At 49.7% G+C, this 16392-nt stretch carries 14 protein-coding genes; 10 read left to right on the forward strand and 4 right to left on the reverse strand.

The genetic code is table 11. The annotated features are described in order from the left end of the window. The first annotated feature begins 412 nt into the window (after positions 1 to 412). The 9 genes from ACW73I_RS05105 (at position 413) to ACW73I_RS05145 (ending at position 10391) form a co-directional block, all read left to right on the forward strand. Positions 413 to 1339 carry a YfdX family protein gene (locus ACW73I_RS05105; protein ID WP_458028159.1) on the forward strand — a complete coding sequence of 309 codons (927 nt, stop codon included), beginning with the start codon at positions 413 to 415 and terminating at the stop codon, positions 1337 to 1339. Positions 1340 to 1641: 302 nt separating this feature from the next. After that, positions 1642 to 2991 (forward strand): V-type ATP synthase subunit B, encoded by a 1350-nt coding sequence (locus tag ACW73I_RS05110; RefSeq protein ID WP_458028160.1) that lies wholly within the window; start codon positions 1642 to 1644, stop codon positions 2989 to 2991. Beyond that, a complete protein-coding gene (locus ACW73I_RS05115; protein ID WP_458028161.1) occupies positions 2984 to 3586 on the forward strand; it encodes a V-type ATP synthase subunit D in 603 nt (200 codons plus the stop codon). Before ACW73I_RS05110 ends, ACW73I_RS05115 begins: the two co-directional genes overlap by 8 nt. A 2-nt stretch (positions 3587 to 3588) precedes the next feature. After that, complete coding sequence (locus ACW73I_RS05120) at positions 3589 to 5388, forward strand: V-type ATP synthase subunit I (RefSeq protein WP_458028162.1); 1800 nt, start codon at positions 3589 to 3591, stop codon at positions 5386 to 5388. Further along, on the forward strand, positions 5388 to 5837 hold the full coding sequence (locus ACW73I_RS05125; RefSeq protein ID WP_458028163.1) for an ATP synthase subunit C: 450 nt from the start codon (positions 5388 to 5390) through the stop codon (positions 5835 to 5837). The genes ACW73I_RS05120 and ACW73I_RS05125 overlap by 1 nt, the downstream gene beginning before the upstream one ends. Positions 5838 to 5849: 12 nt before the next feature. Beyond that, entirely contained in the window at positions 5850 to 6539 is a 690-nt protein-coding gene (locus ACW73I_RS05130; protein ID WP_458028164.1) for a hypothetical protein, read from the forward strand. Next, on the forward strand, positions 6536 to 7231 hold the full coding sequence (locus tag ACW73I_RS05135; RefSeq protein ID WP_458028165.1) for a DUF2764 family protein: 696 nt from the start codon (positions 6536 to 6538) through the stop codon (positions 7229 to 7231). Before ACW73I_RS05130 ends, ACW73I_RS05135 begins: the two co-directional genes overlap by 4 nt. After that, the gene (locus ACW73I_RS05140) at positions 7228 to 9024 is read left to right on the forward strand and encodes a V-type ATP synthase subunit A (protein WP_458028166.1); all 1797 of its coding nucleotides are present in this window, start codon (positions 7228 to 7230) and stop codon (positions 9022 to 9024) included. The genes ACW73I_RS05135 and ACW73I_RS05140 overlap by 4 nt, the downstream gene beginning before the upstream one ends. A gap of 119 nt (positions 9025 to 9143) precedes the next feature. Next, complete coding sequence (locus ACW73I_RS05145) at positions 9144 to 10391, forward strand: hypothetical protein (RefSeq protein WP_458028167.1); 1248 nt, start codon at positions 9144 to 9146, stop codon at positions 10389 to 10391. A gap of 184 nt (positions 10392 to 10575) precedes the next feature. Here the strand turns inward: ACW73I_RS05145 and truA are convergent, their stop codons facing one another. The 4 genes from truA to cysM form a co-directional block, all read right to left on the reverse strand. Further along, on the reverse strand, positions 10576 to 11379 hold the full coding sequence (truA, locus tag ACW73I_RS05150) for a tRNA pseudouridine(38-40) synthase TruA (protein ID WP_458028168.1): 804 nt from the start codon (positions 11377 to 11379) through the stop codon (positions 10576 to 10578). Between the two features lie 6 nt (positions 11380 to 11385). Continuing rightward, positions 11386 to 11874, reverse strand: coding sequence for a L,D-transpeptidase family protein (locus ACW73I_RS05155; RefSeq protein ID WP_458028169.1), 489 nt, complete (start codon positions 11872 to 11874; stop codon positions 11386 to 11388). Continuing rightward, a complete protein-coding gene (gene rlmD / locus ACW73I_RS05160) occupies positions 11874 to 13196 on the reverse strand; it encodes a 23S rRNA (uracil(1939)-C(5))-methyltransferase RlmD (RefSeq protein ID WP_458028170.1) in 1323 nt (440 codons plus the stop codon). The genes ACW73I_RS05155 and rlmD overlap by 1 nt, the downstream gene beginning before the upstream one ends. 82 nt (positions 13197 to 13278) lie before the next feature. Then, entirely contained in the window at positions 13279 to 14169 is an 891-nt protein-coding gene (gene cysM / locus ACW73I_RS05165; RefSeq protein WP_458028171.1) for a cysteine synthase CysM, read from the reverse strand. A gap of 136 nt (positions 14170 to 14305) precedes the next feature. On the opposite strand from cysM, the gene ppk1 reads away from it, so the two are divergent. Further along, entirely contained in the window at positions 14306 to 16390 is a 2085-nt protein-coding gene (gene ppk1, locus ACW73I_RS05170; protein ID WP_458028172.1) for a polyphosphate kinase 1, read from the forward strand. Positions 16391 to 16392 lie beyond the last annotated feature (2 nt).

Genomic DNA, 16392 nt, shown 5'->3' on the forward strand with positions numbered 1-16392 from the left:
TGACTTAAACCACCGCAACCCGAGGCATTAGCTATCGCCAAATCGAAATTTCATGTGCGATTATTATAGGCGGTGCTGTGGAAAAAGCAGTCCATTTGCTCAGAATTCGGTTTATTCCCCGCCTTTTTCTTTTCATAATTTGCTTTCGTTTCTGATTCACGAATTTGCGGCCCTATTCGATTCAGTCGATTAATTCCGGTTGAAATAAGCACTAACCTGGTGGTTTTCGCCAACTTTTAGCTTCAAATTCTCCGATACAGCTTTAAATAAATCTATCTAATTGATTTTAAATATAAATCGCACAGAATATCAGTGGCATAATAACTGCTATATAGAAAATGCAAAACCCCACAAACCCACGCCCTGCGCTAGCTTTGTGGACTAGTTTCTCGTCTATTAACAGGAGAACACCATGCATTCAATTCATAAGCTCGCAAGTTATACCGCATTTATTTTGGTTTCCGCTTTGCCTCTATCCTTCGATGCATTGGCAGACGCAGAGCAAAAAAAATCTTCACCGACTACCGTCACCAACGAAAAAACCGATCATGTAAACAAACAGAAAATATTGGCGGAGAAAATTCAGAACCTAATCCGGGAAGCGAAAGGAGCGCTGTCGGCCACGCAGCAGGCCTTGGTCAGTTTGGAGAACAACGATGCGAAAGGCGCCAAAGTCTTATTAGAAGACGCGTTGACTAAACTGGACATACTGTTAATGGAGCACCCGGCTATGATGTTGGTTCCGGCCGACGTGAGCGTTGATGTTTTTGATTACGAAGGTGATGCAAAGAGTTTGGAAAAAACAGTCAAACAGGCCGATGATTTGCTCGATAAAGGCCGGTTACAAGATGCGCGTCGTGTACTTTCCGGTTTAGCGAGCGAACTTAGAGTGACAACGGTTAGCATCCCTCTTGGCACCTACCCTAGTGCTATTAAAACGGCAATCGCGAAAATCGATGCGCAGAAAATTGATGAAGCTAAGCAAATATTAGGGGATGTGTTAAATACCCTGGTTGAAGAAACCGAGATAACTCCACTGCCTGTTTTGCGGGCGGAATCATTATTAACCAGAGCGTCAGAAGTCGAACACAAGGAAGATATGACTAAAGAACAAAGTCGGACCGAGGTTTTGAAATACACCAATGCGGCAAAGGATGAGCTTAAAATCGCCGAACTACTCGGTTATGGCAGCAAAGACGACTTTTCCCTACTGTATACGGTAATCGACGACATGCAAAATGAGATGCATACCGAACGATCAAAGGCCGCTTGGGATAAAATCAAACAAAAGTTGAGCGATTTAAAGAAGAAGATCGCCAACTCGATCACTTCAAAATAGCGCGTCTTCGGCCCCCACTCAAACGTTGCGAAAAACATGAAGCATAATCTTTCGGTTTCGTGTTTTTCGCTGATTGTCTGTTAAAAAATTGACAATTCTCTGTAAACGCTCAACGCTGAAAGAACTACTGCACTTGAGTCACCACTGGGTTCAGCTGTATGATTAAACCAAGGTCAGAGGCAATGGGACGGTATCATCTTTCGGGCTAATCCGTTATCGCAAATCTCGCATTTCTTACCGCACGGTTTGCGCAGTTGCCCGCACCTTTTCTCATCATTAGCCTTAAGTGAACGGAGCACTGCATGATCGAACACATGGTTAGACATTACAACATTTTGTCTATCGTTGGAAATATCATTACGGTCAATGTCGGCAGCGCTTCGGCACATCAGGACATCACTACCCGTTTCGGCGACTTGGCCCGCGTCGAGGATCCAAATGGCAGCGAGTCTTTGGCGCAGGTGATTAAAATCGACGATAGCAAGGTTTCGCTGCAAGTATTTTCGGGTACCCGCGGAATTTCGACCGCGGCATCGGTGCGATTCTTGGGGCATGCGTTACAGGTCACTTATTCGAACAATATTTTGGGGCGCATTTTTAACGGTATCGGCCAACCTATGGACGGCGGCTCCGATCTGCAACCCGATCCGAAAGTCACCATCACCGGCGCATCGGTCAATCCCATGAAACGAATTCTTGCGTCTAAAATGATACGCACGAATGTGCCGATGATCGATTTGTTCAATTGTCTGGTGGAAAGCCAGAAGATCCCGATTTTTTCGATTGCCGGCGAACCCTATAATGCCTTTTTGGCTCGTGTCGGTATTCAAGCCGATGCCGATATCGTGGTCTTTGCCGGGTTGGGGCTGATATTCGACGACTTCCATTATTTTAGATCCCAATTCGAATTGGCCGGCGTATTTGCCAGGACGATTATGTTCTGCAACCTGGCGTCAGACCCTATCGTAGAACGGTTGCTGGTGCCGGATATGGCCTTGGCGGTAGCGGAACGTTTTGCGGTCGAAGAAGGCAAACGGGTCCTGGTGTTGATGACTGATATGACCGCCTATGCCGATGCGATGAAGGAAGTCGGTATTTCGATGGAACATGTACCGTCCAATCGGGGCTATATGGGCGATCTATACTCGCAATTGGCCCGGCGCTACGAAAAAGCCTGCGATTACAAAGGAGCCGGTTCCGTCACCATATTGAGCGTGACTACCATGCCGGGCAATGACGTGACGCATCCGGTACCCGACAATACCGGTTATATCACCGAAGGTCAGTTTTATCTGCATGACGGCATGCTGGATCCGTTCGGATCGTTGTCCAGGTTGAAACAACACGTGATAGGCAAAGTGACTCGAGAAGACCATTCCCAGATCATGAATACGATGATCCGGTTTTACGCAGCCGCCAACGACGCCGAACAAAAACAAGCCATGGCTTTCGATCTATCGGATTATGACCGGAAGTTGCTGAAATTCGGCAAATTATTCAGAAAGCGGTTTATGGATATCGGCGTATCGATCCCGCTGGAACAAGCTTTAGATTTAAGTTGGCAAACCTTGGCCGAATGCTTTTCGGAAAGCGAATTGCTGATGAAACAGGGTTTGATCGACAAATATTTCCCGAAGGCACTGCATGGCTAAGCTATCGCTGAATAAAGCGTCCTTGCATAAGGAAACGCGAACGCTGAAGCGCTATCAGCAATATCTACCCTCGTTGGAGCTAAAACGACAAAAGTTGGTGGTGGAACGCGCGAAAGGCTGGTCGCAATTCGAGCAGACAAAAAGCCGCATTGAACAGTGCAACAAAGGCGTTGCCGATTTTCTGCCGATGATCGCCAACCGGGATATCGATTTAGATAAATTGGTCACCATCAAAGATGTCGAGTTAGGGAATGAAAATATCGTGGGTATCAATTTACCAACGCTAAAAAGTTTTGAATTAATCGACCTGCCCTATTCTCCGTACTTAAAGCCGCATTGGGTTGATCCGTTAGTCGCGCAGTTGCGCCTAATGCTCGAGTTGCGCTTACAGCATCGAGTCGAGGAGCGAAGATTAGAGCTGTTAAGCATCGCCGTTAAAAAGGTGACGCAAAAAGTAAACCTATTCGATAAGGTACTGATTCCTCGAGCCCAACAAAACATCCGAAAAATCCGTATCTTTCTTTCAGATACCGAACGCTCCGATGTCGTCCGTTCCAAAATTACCAAGCAACTTAGAGCAAACGCGGTGAGGTAACGGTGGCAATAGTCAAATTGAAGAAATTGACATTCTGCGGCTTGATCCGCGATAAAGCGCGCGTACTGGAACAGCTGCAGACTATGGGGGGATTGCATCTGATCCCGATGGTTCCGATGATCAGGTCCGATACCGATGAAAACCCTCATCAAGCCGAGCGGGTGATTGAAGCATTGAAATATCTAAACGGTTGCCGAAACAAGCGTCAACAAATTAGAAAGGATAAAAACTTTAATCTTAGTCGAATAACCGACGAAGTATTGAAGCTGAAAAACAAGACGCGCGAATTAAGAGACCGTTACGATGCAATCCAAAAACGCATCAAAGAACTGGAACCCTGGGGCGATTTTCAATTTCCCAAATCGGGATTATTAGCATCTCAACGGCTATGGTTTTACATCATTCCCAAAAGATTGATGCATAAATTACTTGGCTGCGAATACGTCTGGCAAACGGTCTATCAAAACAATTTGTATTGCTATGTAGTCGTCGTTTCTGAAACAGAGCCCGTTGAAAACGCCTTTCCGGTGACGCGAACACATACCGGTTCCATTCCTTTATCGGAATTGGAAGATCAAGCCGGCGAACTTGAGTTAACGTTGGAAGATCTGCACGCGCAACGCGAATCCTACACGCGCTGGATTACATTAATGACCCTGCATTTTAACGAAACCTTGAATCAGGACGATTTAAAGCAAGCCCAAGCATTGACCAGGGACGAAATGGGCGTTTTTGCGTTACAAGGTTGGTTGCCCGAAAAAGAGCTGGAGCGATACCGGCAGTTCACAAATGAGCGAAATCTTGCATTATTAATCGAAGATCCGGAGCCTAACGATAATCCGCCAACCCTATTGGAAAACCCTGCACAATTTGCAGGAGGCGAAGATTTGGTTAATTTCTACCAAACACCGAGTTATCAAGGCTGGGACCCTTCCATCATGGTGTTTCTTTCGTTTACCTTGTTTTTCGCAATCATTTTATCCGATGCGGGTTACGCGCTGGTGTTCGGTATTTTATTGGCATTCAAATGGGGTAAATTGGGCGCAAATATTAAAGGGCGCCGATTACGTACGTTGGCCATCAATACGGTATTAATCTCTATCATTTGGGGGATGCTATGCGGCAGCTATTTCGGATTCGCTCCTAAACCGGATAGCTTTTTCAGCCGAATCAAAATATTCGACCTAAACGATTTCGACGGCATGATACGATTAACAGTTGCGATCGGCGTGGTGCATATCGCGTTGGCTAACCTAATCAAAGCTTACCAATTACGCCGCTCTAGCCAAGCATTGGCGCCAATCGGCTGGATCGGACTGGTTGTAGGCGGTTTTTGCGTATGGCTTGAACAAAGTGGTTCCGTTGCAATTTTGGGTTCGGTCGGACGAACATTCATGGTCTGCGGCGCAGTATTGCTGCTGCTGTTTAGTAGCGCCCGTCCCGTTCGACAATTCCAAGATTTATTTTGGCGTTTGGCCGATGGCATTAAGAGCTTAATCGGCATCACGCAGCTGTTCGGCGACGTATTGAGCTATATGCGTTTATTCGCTTTGGGTTTGGCCAGTGCGTCGCTGGCATTGACTTTCAATCAATTGGCAGCACAAGTGGTACACAATATGCCGGGCCCAGGCCTTTTGCTTGGGATTTTGATTTTGTTGTTAGGCCACACGCTCAATTTAATGCTGTGCCTAATGAGCGGCCTGGTACACGGTCTGCGTCTGAATTTCATCGAATTTTATAATTGGAGCGTCTCCGATGAAGGTTACTCGTTTAAAGCATTTTCCAAAAAAGGAGTCCGTTAATGGCTGATTTAATGATCGTTTTGGGGTGGATAGGCATATATTCTCCTATGGCACTGGGTGCTGTCGGCAGCGTAATCGGTTGCGCCATTGCCGGACAAGCCGCTATAGGCGCCATGTTGGACACCGAAACCGGTCATGGCCGCTATGTCGGTTTATCGGCGATGCCTTCATCTCAGGTGATTTACGGCATCGTCGTGATGTTCACATTGAACCGCCCGGTCAATGTCGATAATGCCGGCGGTCTATTCGCGGTCGGGGTATTAGCCGGCATCGCCTTGATGTTCTGTGCAATCTACCAAGGTCAATGCTGTGCATCGTCGATACACGCCGCAAAGGCCAAACCCGAAATTTTTGGTTTATCCATCGTCCCGGCCGCCATCGTCGAAGGTTTCGCGGTATTTGCATTCATTTTCGCGCTGGTCATCAGCGGCGGCATTCCGCAAGCGTAAGAGACATAAGTTATGAAAGAGGAAAAAGCCGAATTCGCTTCCTCCGGCGTTGAACAACTGATCGAGCGATTGCGTGAACAGGCCGTTAATGCCGGCCAGGCCAAAGCCGAGGACATAGTCGCCGACGCTCAAAGGCGCGCAGCTTGGTTGATCGGAGAAGCCGAACAGGAAGCCAAAAACATTGTAAAAAAAGCGCAAACCGAAGCCGATGCATTAACCAACGCCGGCATAGATGCCTTGAACCTGGCCGCCAGAGACACCTTGTTAAGACTCAGGGATACGCTGCTCGGCAGCTTCAGCCAAGAAGTCCAAAGGGTCGTCGGCGAACAAATGGCTAGTCCGGCTTTTATCGAACAATTGATTTTGGCGCTAGCCGGCCAAATACGTGAACGAACCGGTTTGGATGATAATAACGAGATGACGGTCATTCTGCCGGAAATCGTCATCGGCGTCGAAGAGTTGCGCAAAAAACCTGAAGAATTGCAACAAGGCGCCTTATCGCATTTAACCGCCGCGATCGCCGGCGACTTGCTTCGAAAGGGTGTTCGTTTCGAGGTTTCCGATGACATCAAAGCCGGTCTTCTGATTCGGTTGGACGGGAACGCGATGGAAATCGATTTTACCGACGACGCCGTATCGAGCTTGTTGCTGCAACATTTGCAGCCTCGGTTTCGGGCTTTGTTGCAGGGCATCGTCAAGTGAACAACGACGACTTTAAATATACGTTGTTGATGAGTAGTCTGCCGGTACAGCCTGCTAATTTGTTCTCGACCAAGATTCTGCCGATTTCCCGCATCCAATTAGATAAGCGTCTGAGTCTGCTCGACCCGCAGGATGCCGGCGATTTGGACAGAATTGAGCGTATGTTGCATTGGTCGAAAATGAAGGTGGCGGACGATCGGCACATCGTCGAAACCGGCATGGCCGAGTTAGGGCTAATCCGGAGTCAGTTTTTGCGTGAAATCGTCTTGTGGCGTTTAGAGCTCAGAACCATCCTGACTGCCTTGCGCCGCAAACACGCGGGCGAAACGCTGCAGGCCGGCGAACCCTTCCATGGTTTCGGCAACCGCTTGCATCTGATTAAACGCAACTGGCAAAAACCCGACTTCGGCCTAGGGCAAGCCCTACCCTGGTTGAAACAAACGCAGCAACTGATGGCGACAAATCAGACCTTGGCCTTGGATAAACTGATGCTGAGCTTGAATTGGCAATATTACGCGCGCTTGAGCCGCGGCCATTGTTTCGATTTTCCGGCGGTTGTGCTTTACGTATTGCGCTGGGACTTGATTCATCGCTGGGTCAGTTACGACGCAGACCGAGCCTTGTTGCGCTTTAACGAGTTAGTTTGCGCCGCCATGGCGGACGTATCGCTGGAATGTGAAGGAAATTCATGAACGAACAAAACCCAACCACCGCCTCGGCTCGCGTCATCGCCGTACAGGATGATATTGTCGCGATCGAATCTCTGGGAAATCATGCGCTCACTAAAAACGAAGTGGTTTATGTGCTGCCCAGCCGTAGCGAAGTCAAACATAAGGAGCGCCTAAAAGCGGAAATCTTGCGGATATACGGCAACCGAGCCGATGCTCAGGTATATGAGAGCACCTTGGGCGTGGGTGTCGGCGATCCGGTCGAGCAGAGTAACGAACAACTGTCGGTCGAGCTTGGTCCCGGCTTACTGGGGCAGGTTTATGACGGTTTGCAAAATCCCCTCGAATTACTCGGTACGGAATTCGGTTATTTTCTGCCGCGCGGCGTCGATATGCCGGCTCTTGATCGTAACGCCAAATGGGCTTTTACCCCATGCGTCCAATTAGGCGCAAAAGTCCATGCCGGGCTAAGTTTGGGTAGCGTGCAGGAGAGGCGCTTCAAACATAAAATCATGGTGCCGTTCGATATCAAAGGCGAAGCCGAAGTGACTTGGATACAACAAGGCAATGTCACGGTGGACGAACCCGTGGCAAAAATTCGCTTGAGTAATGGTAAAGAGCAAATCTTAACCTTAAAACAACGCTGGCCCGTACGTAAGCCGTTGACACAAGATTTAGTGCGCAACAACTACAGCCAACGCCAATATCCTAGCGAACCCCTGATTACACATTTGCGTTTGGTCGATACTTTTTTCCCGATTGCGAAAGGCGGCACCGGCTGTATCCCCGGACCTTTCGGTGCAGGAAAAACCGTTCTGCAAAGCCTGATCGCGAGAAATTCCGAAGTCGATGTCGTGGTTGTAGTGGCCTGCGGCGAGCGGGCCGGCGAAGTGGTGGAAACCATTACCGAATTTCCGCAAATGACCGACCCTAGAACCGGCGGATCGTTGATGGACAGGACCATCATTATTTGCAACACCTCCTCTATGCCGGTCGCCGCGCGCGAAGCGTCGATTTATACCGGTATTACCTTGGGCGAATATTATCGGCAAATGGGCTTGAACGTATTACTGTTGGCAGATTCAACCTCGCGTTGGGCGCAGGCCATGCGCGAAACCTCGGGCCGTTTGGAAGAAATTCCCGGTGAAGAAGCGTTCCCCGCTTATTTGGATTCGTCGATTAAGGGCATTTATGAGCGAGCCGGTGTCATCTCGAACGCGGAAAGTGATGGCAGTCTGACAATGATAGGCACGGTATCGCCCGCCGGCGGCAACTTCGAAGAACCGGTGACGCAATCGACCTTGAGTACGGTAAAAACCTTTCTTGGCTTGAGCGCTGATCGAGCCTACAAACGCTTTTATCCGGCGGTCGACCCACTGCTGTCTTGGTCGCGTTACCTGGAACAACTAAGCCCTTGGTTTTCCGAACACCTCGCGCCGGAATGGACTGCGCATGTACAGCAAATGATCGAATTATTAGCGCACGGCAATCATGTCTACGAAATGATACAAGTGGCCGGAGAGGAAGGCGTGACCTTGGAAGACTTTGTGATCTATCAACAAGCGACCTTCGTAGATATGGTCTATTTGCAGCAGGATGCGTTCGACAATGTTGACGTATCGGTGTCTTTGGAACGCCAAAAAGAGGTATTCATGTTGATCATTAAACTGATCGGAGCCAAGCACCAGTTTTCCGACCAACACCATGTGCGAGATTATTACACGCGTTTGACCGGTCTATTCAAAAATTTGAACTATGCGATTTGGCAATCGACCGAATATAAATCCTTGTGGAGTAAGATTGAGGCCTTACAATAGACAACTAAGGGCTTGGATTCGGCTTCAAATAAAATCGTTACGAATCTCGCTGAGAGTTAAGCAAACCCCCGGCATACATTACCTATTTCGCTTGTTACCTTTTTTACTCGATTGTATTTATGAGCACAGTAATTCGTTTGTTACTCATTTTATCCGCCGCTAGCCTTCTAAACGGCTGCGCCAGCTTTGGCAAAGGTATCGCCGAAGCCTTTCTGGAAAAACAGGAACAAGAGGATACCCGGGTTTGCGAAATCACCGGCGACAAATTCACCGGACTAAAACCGCAATTGGAAACACCCGGGCGCAAAATGAAGGTGTTGATGGTGCATGGTGTGGGCAACCACCTACCCGGCTATTCCACCGAATTTTTGGAAAAACTGGCTAAGGAACTCGATCTCACGGTTACCACGAAAGCGCACAAAAACATCAAGCTGGCCTCGCCCAACGACTCGAACGCAAACCTGGGGAACCTGCGCATCCATCGTTACCTGAACAAGGAAAGAAACCAGGAATTGCTGTTTTACGAATTGACTTGGTCGGAAATCACCGCGAAAGACAAAGAGGTTTTGTCTTACGACAATTCCGGCGAACAATCTTTTCGCCGCGCCGAAGTCAACGATTTGTTGAAAAAATTCTCCAACGACACCGGCCCCGATCCCATCATTTATCTTGGCGAAAAGCGCGCAGATATCCTCACCGCATTCTTGCAATCGTTTTGCTGGATGGTCAGCGGCGACTGGGACACGTTGCCCAACGACGTGCATCAAGCCTGCTCGTCGAAGAATGTCACGCCGTTCTATAACGACAGCTATGCCTTTGTTTCCCATAGTTTGGGTAGCCGGATTACGATAGACGGTTTACACCGCATCGCCTCGCTTTACACCGAAGGCAAAAATCAGGGCTATTACGAGGACGTCGCCAACGTCTTGAAAAATAAAGATGTGCCGATTTACATGATGTCGAATCAATTACCCATGCTGCAATTGGGACGGTCGTTACCGGAAATCACCAAACAGGCAGCAAGCTATTGTCAGCCGACCGGGGAAAAATATCAGGAACGCATCTTGCGCCATACCAACATCATCGCCTTCAGCGACCCCAATGATTTGCTCAGTTACGCCTTGCCCTACGATTTCGTCGACAAATATTTGGATTCCCGTCTGTGCATTAATGTAACCAACATCAACATCAATGTCGCCAAGGTTTATGATGCGTTCGGGCTAGGCAAACTGGCCAATCCGCTGGACGCCCATATCGGCTACGATACCGATGACCGCGTGATCGCTTTGATCGCCAAAGGCATCGCCAACGACAAGACAGCCGATATCGTCAAACAGCGCTGCCATTGGACCGAAACCATAGAATAATGATCTCGTGTTACGAAACGACTCGGCTACTCGACTTAGCAGCCGACGGTCATGAAACTGCCGGCATCTCCATAAGGACATGAAAGATGTCCTGTGTGGGAGCGACACTTTGTCGCGACCGGAGAGTTTCGAGCGCGACGAAGCGTCGCTCTCACAATGACTTTGACGGTAATCGGTATATCGATTAGTCAAAACGTCTAGCATCCGGCGGCAATTTCGCAAAAATCGGGTGACCGGGTATGCCGTATTGATCCGGATAATATACGCCGCCCAAATGCAAACCGTGCGGCGGCGCCGTCATCGCCGCCACCGCCCTGTTTCTTATATCCAGCAGCTGCGCGGTCCAATCAACCGGCCGTTTACCGCTTCCGATCTCGATCAACACGCCGGCGATATTCCTGACCATATGATGCAGGAAAGCATTGGCGCAAATGTCGATGACAACCCGATCGTCGTCGCGGTAGACATCGACAAAGTGCATGAAGCGATTTGGGCTTTTAGATTGGCAACCCTGTGCACGAAAGGACGAAAAATCGTGCTCGCCGATTAAATATTGGGCGGCCAGGTGCATTTTGCCGGCATCTAAAGGCAGATAGCACCAAGTCGCTTGCGTTCTCAATAGGGCCGATTTCATCGGTCGATTCAAGATGACATAACGGTAAAAACGGGCTATCGCACTGTAACGGGCATGAAAATCGCCGACCGCCGGCTTGACCCAGATAATTCGGATATCCTCCGGCAGCAGGCTATTGCCGCCCATCAACCAAGCCCGTAAATCTCGATTAACGTTGCTATCAAAATGTACGACTTGTTCCAATGCATGCACACCGGCATCGGTACGGCCGGCGCAATGTACCGTGATAGCTTCGTCGGCTATCCTGCTCAAGGCTGTCTGCAGTTCGCCTTGTAAAGTGGGTTTGCCCGCCTGCCATTGCCAGCCGGCATAGGCCGAGCCGTCGTATTCTATGCCTAAAACGATACGCGCCATTAATCTTTAATGAATGAACACCTTATATCCGACCTCAACCCTGGCAAATAAGTCGGTCACATCGGCATTCTTCATCCTGATGCAACCATGCGATGCCGGCACGCCTTGCATCGATTCGTCCGGGCAACCGTGGATGTAAATATAACGCCAAGTGCTATCGACGCGGCCGTAGCGGTTATGGCCGGGCTCCAGCCCGCCCAGCCACAAGATGCGGCTCAGTATCCAATCGCGTCCGGGAAATTCCGAGGCCAGTGCCGGCGTGTAAATCTCCCCGGTCGGCCTGCGCCCGACGAACACGCTGTTTATCGGCGCATCCCCGCCAATTTTCGCTCGTATCCTATGCCAACCGGTCGGCGTACATTCGCTGCCTTTCAGTTGGCCTGGGCCGTTTTTCGCAGTAGATACCGAGTAGCGGCATAACACCTCGTCGTTTGCCAGCAGCCTCAATTCTTGGCTGGCGATACAGACATCCAGGTAACATTTCACTACAGCCATTATTTGACAAACAAGGCTATCGATTCGACATGCGCCGTCTGCGGGAACATGTCCATGACGCCGGCCTTGACCAGCTTGTAACCCAGATCATTGACCATGATACCGGCATCGCGCGCCAAAGTCGACGGATTGCAGGACACATAGACGATACGTTCTGGCTGCCAATGCTTAAAATGATGCAGTACTTCCGAAGCGCCGGCACGCGATGGATCCAACAGGATCTTGGTGAATTTCTGTTTAGACCAAGACAAGTCTTTAATGTCCTTACTCAAATCGGCCGCATAAAATTCGACATTTTCCACCTGATTCAGTCGAGCATTCTCGCGGGCATGGTTGACCAACGGCAAGTCGCCCTCGACTCCGACCACACAGCCGGCTTTGGTCGCCATAGGCAAGGTAAAATTACCCAAACCACAGAATAGATCCAGCACCCTATCCTCCTTAGTCAATTCCAACGCATCCAACGCGCGCGTCACCATTTTTTGATTGATGTCGTAATTGACCTGGGTAAACATGGCCGGTCGGAAATTGAATTTGATGCCCTGCTCTGCCAAGGCATAGCTAGGAATCACTTCCGGCTCGCCGTCGAGCGGAACGATGCTGTCCGGCCCCTTAGACTGCAAACACATGCTGATGCCGTAGCGACGGCCAAACTCGCGCATGCGCTGCTTGTCGGCATCGGTAGGCGGCTCCAGCACTCTAAAGGCCAGCACGCATTCGGTATCGCCGATCGCCACTTCGATTTGCGGGATTTTGTCTTTGATGCTGAGACCGGCAATCATCTCGCCCAAGGCGATCAGGTTTTCACCGACAATGGAATGCATGACCTTGCAGCTGTCGATCTCCGCTAAAAACGGGTTGCGCCGCTCGCGAAAACCGACCAGCACTCGGTTTTTCTTGGCCACCCATTTGACGCCCATTCGGGCTTTGCGCCGATAGCCCCAGTGTGGGCCTTTCAATGCCTCCCAGATTTGCGGAATCTCGACTTTGCCGATGCGGCGAAATTGGTCTTGTAATAAATCTTCTTTGAAATGAATTTGTTCCGCGTCGTCTACATGCTGGAAGCTGCAACCGCCGCAAACGCCGAAATGCGGACAGGCCGGCTCGACTCTATGTTCCGAGCGGCTATGCAAAGCCGCGAGTTTGCCTTCGGCGTAGTCCTTACGGCTGTCGGTATAGATAAAGTCGACGGTTTCGCCCGGCAAGGCTTCGTCGATGAACACGACTTTGCCGTTGACATGGGCGACACCCCGGCCGTCATGAGATAGAGATTCGATCGTAACGGTAACGGGATCTAGGGGTAATTTTTTCTTTCGGAACATGAAGCATGAATAAATGAAAAACCGGAAGCATCGCTTTTCCGGGAAATCTATACGAGCCTGAGCCTTCTCCTGTTTACGAGCGTCAGGAAGGAAACACGCCGGTGGATAAATAGCGGTCACCGCGATCACAGATAATCGCGACGATGATCGCGTTTTGCACTTGTTTGGCCAATTCCAAGGCCGCAAATACCGCGCCGCCGGACGATACGCCGGCGAAGATGCCTTCCCGCGCGGCCAGCGCCCGAGTAGCGTTCTCGGCGTCGATTTGGTCGACTTCGATGATGCGATCCACCCGCGTTTCGTCGAATATTTTTGGCAGATACTCTTTAGGCCAGCGGCGAATGCCGGGAATCTTGGATTCGCCCTTGGGCTGAACGCCGACGATTTGAATATCCGGATTTTGCTCTTTCAGATAGCGCGACGTTCCCATGATGGTACCCGTCGTGCCCATCGCGCTGACGAAATGCGTGACCTTGCCTTCAGTATCGCGCCAAATTTCCGGACCGGTGCCTTCGTAGTGAGCGCGCGGATTGTCGGGGTTGGCGAATTGATCCAATATCCGCCCCTTACCTTCGGCTTCCATGTTGCGAGCCAAGTCGATAGCGGCTTCCATACTGCCCTTAGCAGGTGTCAGTATAATTTCCGCTCCATAGGCTTTCATCGAAGCGATACGTTCGGCACTCATGTTGTCCGGCATAATCAGGGTCATTTTATACCCTTTAATAGCAGCGGCCATTGCCAGTGCGATACCGGTATTCCCGCTGGTCGCCTCGATCAATCGGTCTCCCGGTTTAATTTCGCCGCGGCCTTCGGCATGTTTAATCATGCTTAAAGCAGGCCTATCTTTGACTGAACCGGCCGGGTTATTACCTTCTAATTTAACTAAAATAGTATTAGTCGTTTCGCCTGGGAGACGTTGCAAACGCACAAGCGGGGTATTACCGACTTGCGACTCGATGGTAGGAAATTTCATAACTGAATCGGAGAAATGAACACTGCCGGATTATATCAAATCGACCAACCCGTGGTCGCGCCGAATGCATATAACTGTTGCGCATAAGGAATTGTTTTATAATTCGAGCTAATCGACAAAAGAACTCCGAACGGTTATGGATACCCTTGTAAATATTTCTCCCGAACTAACCAGTCCAGAACTTTATATCAATCGCGAACAAAGCTTGTTGGAATTTAACATCCGCGTCCTGGCACAAGCGCTCGATACGAATATTCCATTATTAGAACGCTTAAATTATCTTTGTATCTCGTGCTCAAATTTAGACGAATTTTACGAAGTGCGCGTCGCCAGCTTGTTGCAAATGGCGGAAATGGACGACAGCGCCATCAGCGTTGACGGTTTGAGTATTCAAGAGCAATTGGAAAAGATCTCGATTAAGGCTCACGAATTGGTGGCCGAACAATACCGAGTGCTCAATGAGGTGCTGATTCCAAGCCTCGAAGCGGAAAATATCCGTTTTCTGAAGCGCGACCGCTGGAGCGAGTCGCAGAAAGCATGGCTGGAAAAATATTTCAATGAAGAACTACTGCCGATTCTGGCCCCGATGGGGCTGGATTCGGCGCACCCCTTCCCTCGCATACTCAACAAGAGTTTGAATTTCATCATCTCTCTTACCGGGAAAGACGCATTCGGCCGAAACAGCGGGCGCGCGATATTACAGGCGCCGCGCGCTTTGCCCCGCATCATACAACTGCCCGCCGCCGATACCGATAGCGGGCCGCATGATTTCGTGTTTTTGTCTTCCATTATTCATGCTTTCGTATCGGATTTATTCAACGGCATGACGGTAAAAGGTTGTTATCAGTTCCGTGTAACCCGCAACAGCGACTTCTTCGTCGACGACGATGCGATAGACGACCTAATGTTGGCCGTCGCCGGCGAGCTTGCAATGCGTAACTATGGTGACGAAGTCCGTTTGGAAGTGGACGCCAATTGCCCGGAAGAAACCATTCATTTTTTATTGGCCCGATTCGAATTAACACCGGACAAACTGTTTTTGGCTAATGGCCCGGTTAATTTGAGCCGTATCCAGGCCATTTACAGCATGGTAGACCGATTCGAGCTAAAATTTCCGCCGTTCAAACCCGGTCTACCGTCGGTCTTGACCCGCAACAAAGACATGTTTGCCTGCATCCGTAAACAGGATATATTGCTACATCATCCCTATGAGTCCTTCCAGCCTGTCATAGAATTTCTCCGCCAGGCAGCGACGGACCCCGATGTATTAGCCATCAAACAAACGCTTTACCGTACCGGTGTTGATTCCCCGATTGTCGGGGCATTAATCAAGGCCGCCCGTGCCGGAAAGGAAGTAACGGTCGTCATCGAGTTGCGCGCCCGTTTCGACGAAAAAGAAAACATAGGCCTAGCCGCGAAATTACAAGAAGCGGCCGCTCATGTCGTGTATGGCGTGGTTGGATACAAGACTCACGCTAAGATGTCGATGGTACTGCGTAGAGAGGGGGGGATTCTGCGCAATTACGTTCATCTGGGCACCGGCAACTATCACCCGAAAACGGCCCGCCTATATACCGATTATGGCCTGTTTAGTTGCGAAAAAGAACTAAGCGAAGACGTGCGCCGCGTGTTCATGCAATTGACCAGCCTAGGCAAGGTCAGCAAACTTAATCAGCTATTGCAATCGCCTTTTACCTTGCATAACGGCTTGTTAAAGATGATAGACAGGGAAATCGAGTTCGCCCAGAAAGGCAAACAAGCCAAAATCATCATTAAGGTCAATGCCGTGGTTGAGGAACAAACGATTCAAGCGTTGTACCGCGCATCGCAAGCCGGCGTGCGGATCAGACTCATCGTACGCGGTATTTGCTGCCTGCGTCCCGGTATAGAAGGGGTTTCCGATAATATCGAGGTTCGCTCCATTATCGGCCGTTTTTTGGAACATGCTCGCGTTTACGCCTTCATGAATGGCGGCGATTGGACTGTATATGCTTCCAGCGCCGATTTAATGAATCGCAATATGTTTAAACGAGTGGAGGTGTGTTTTCCAATTGCCGACAAAAAAATCAGCGAACGCATCATGAACGACTTGAAAGCTAATTTAAGCGATAATTCCCAAGCATGGTTATTACAGCGCGACGGAAAATATCTACGCGCCACACCGGGCGATGAGCCCGTATTTCAGGTGCAAACCGAATTACTAAAAACTTATAGCCAATAAAT

This window comes from Methylomonas sp. MgM2 (assembly GCF_054172045.1).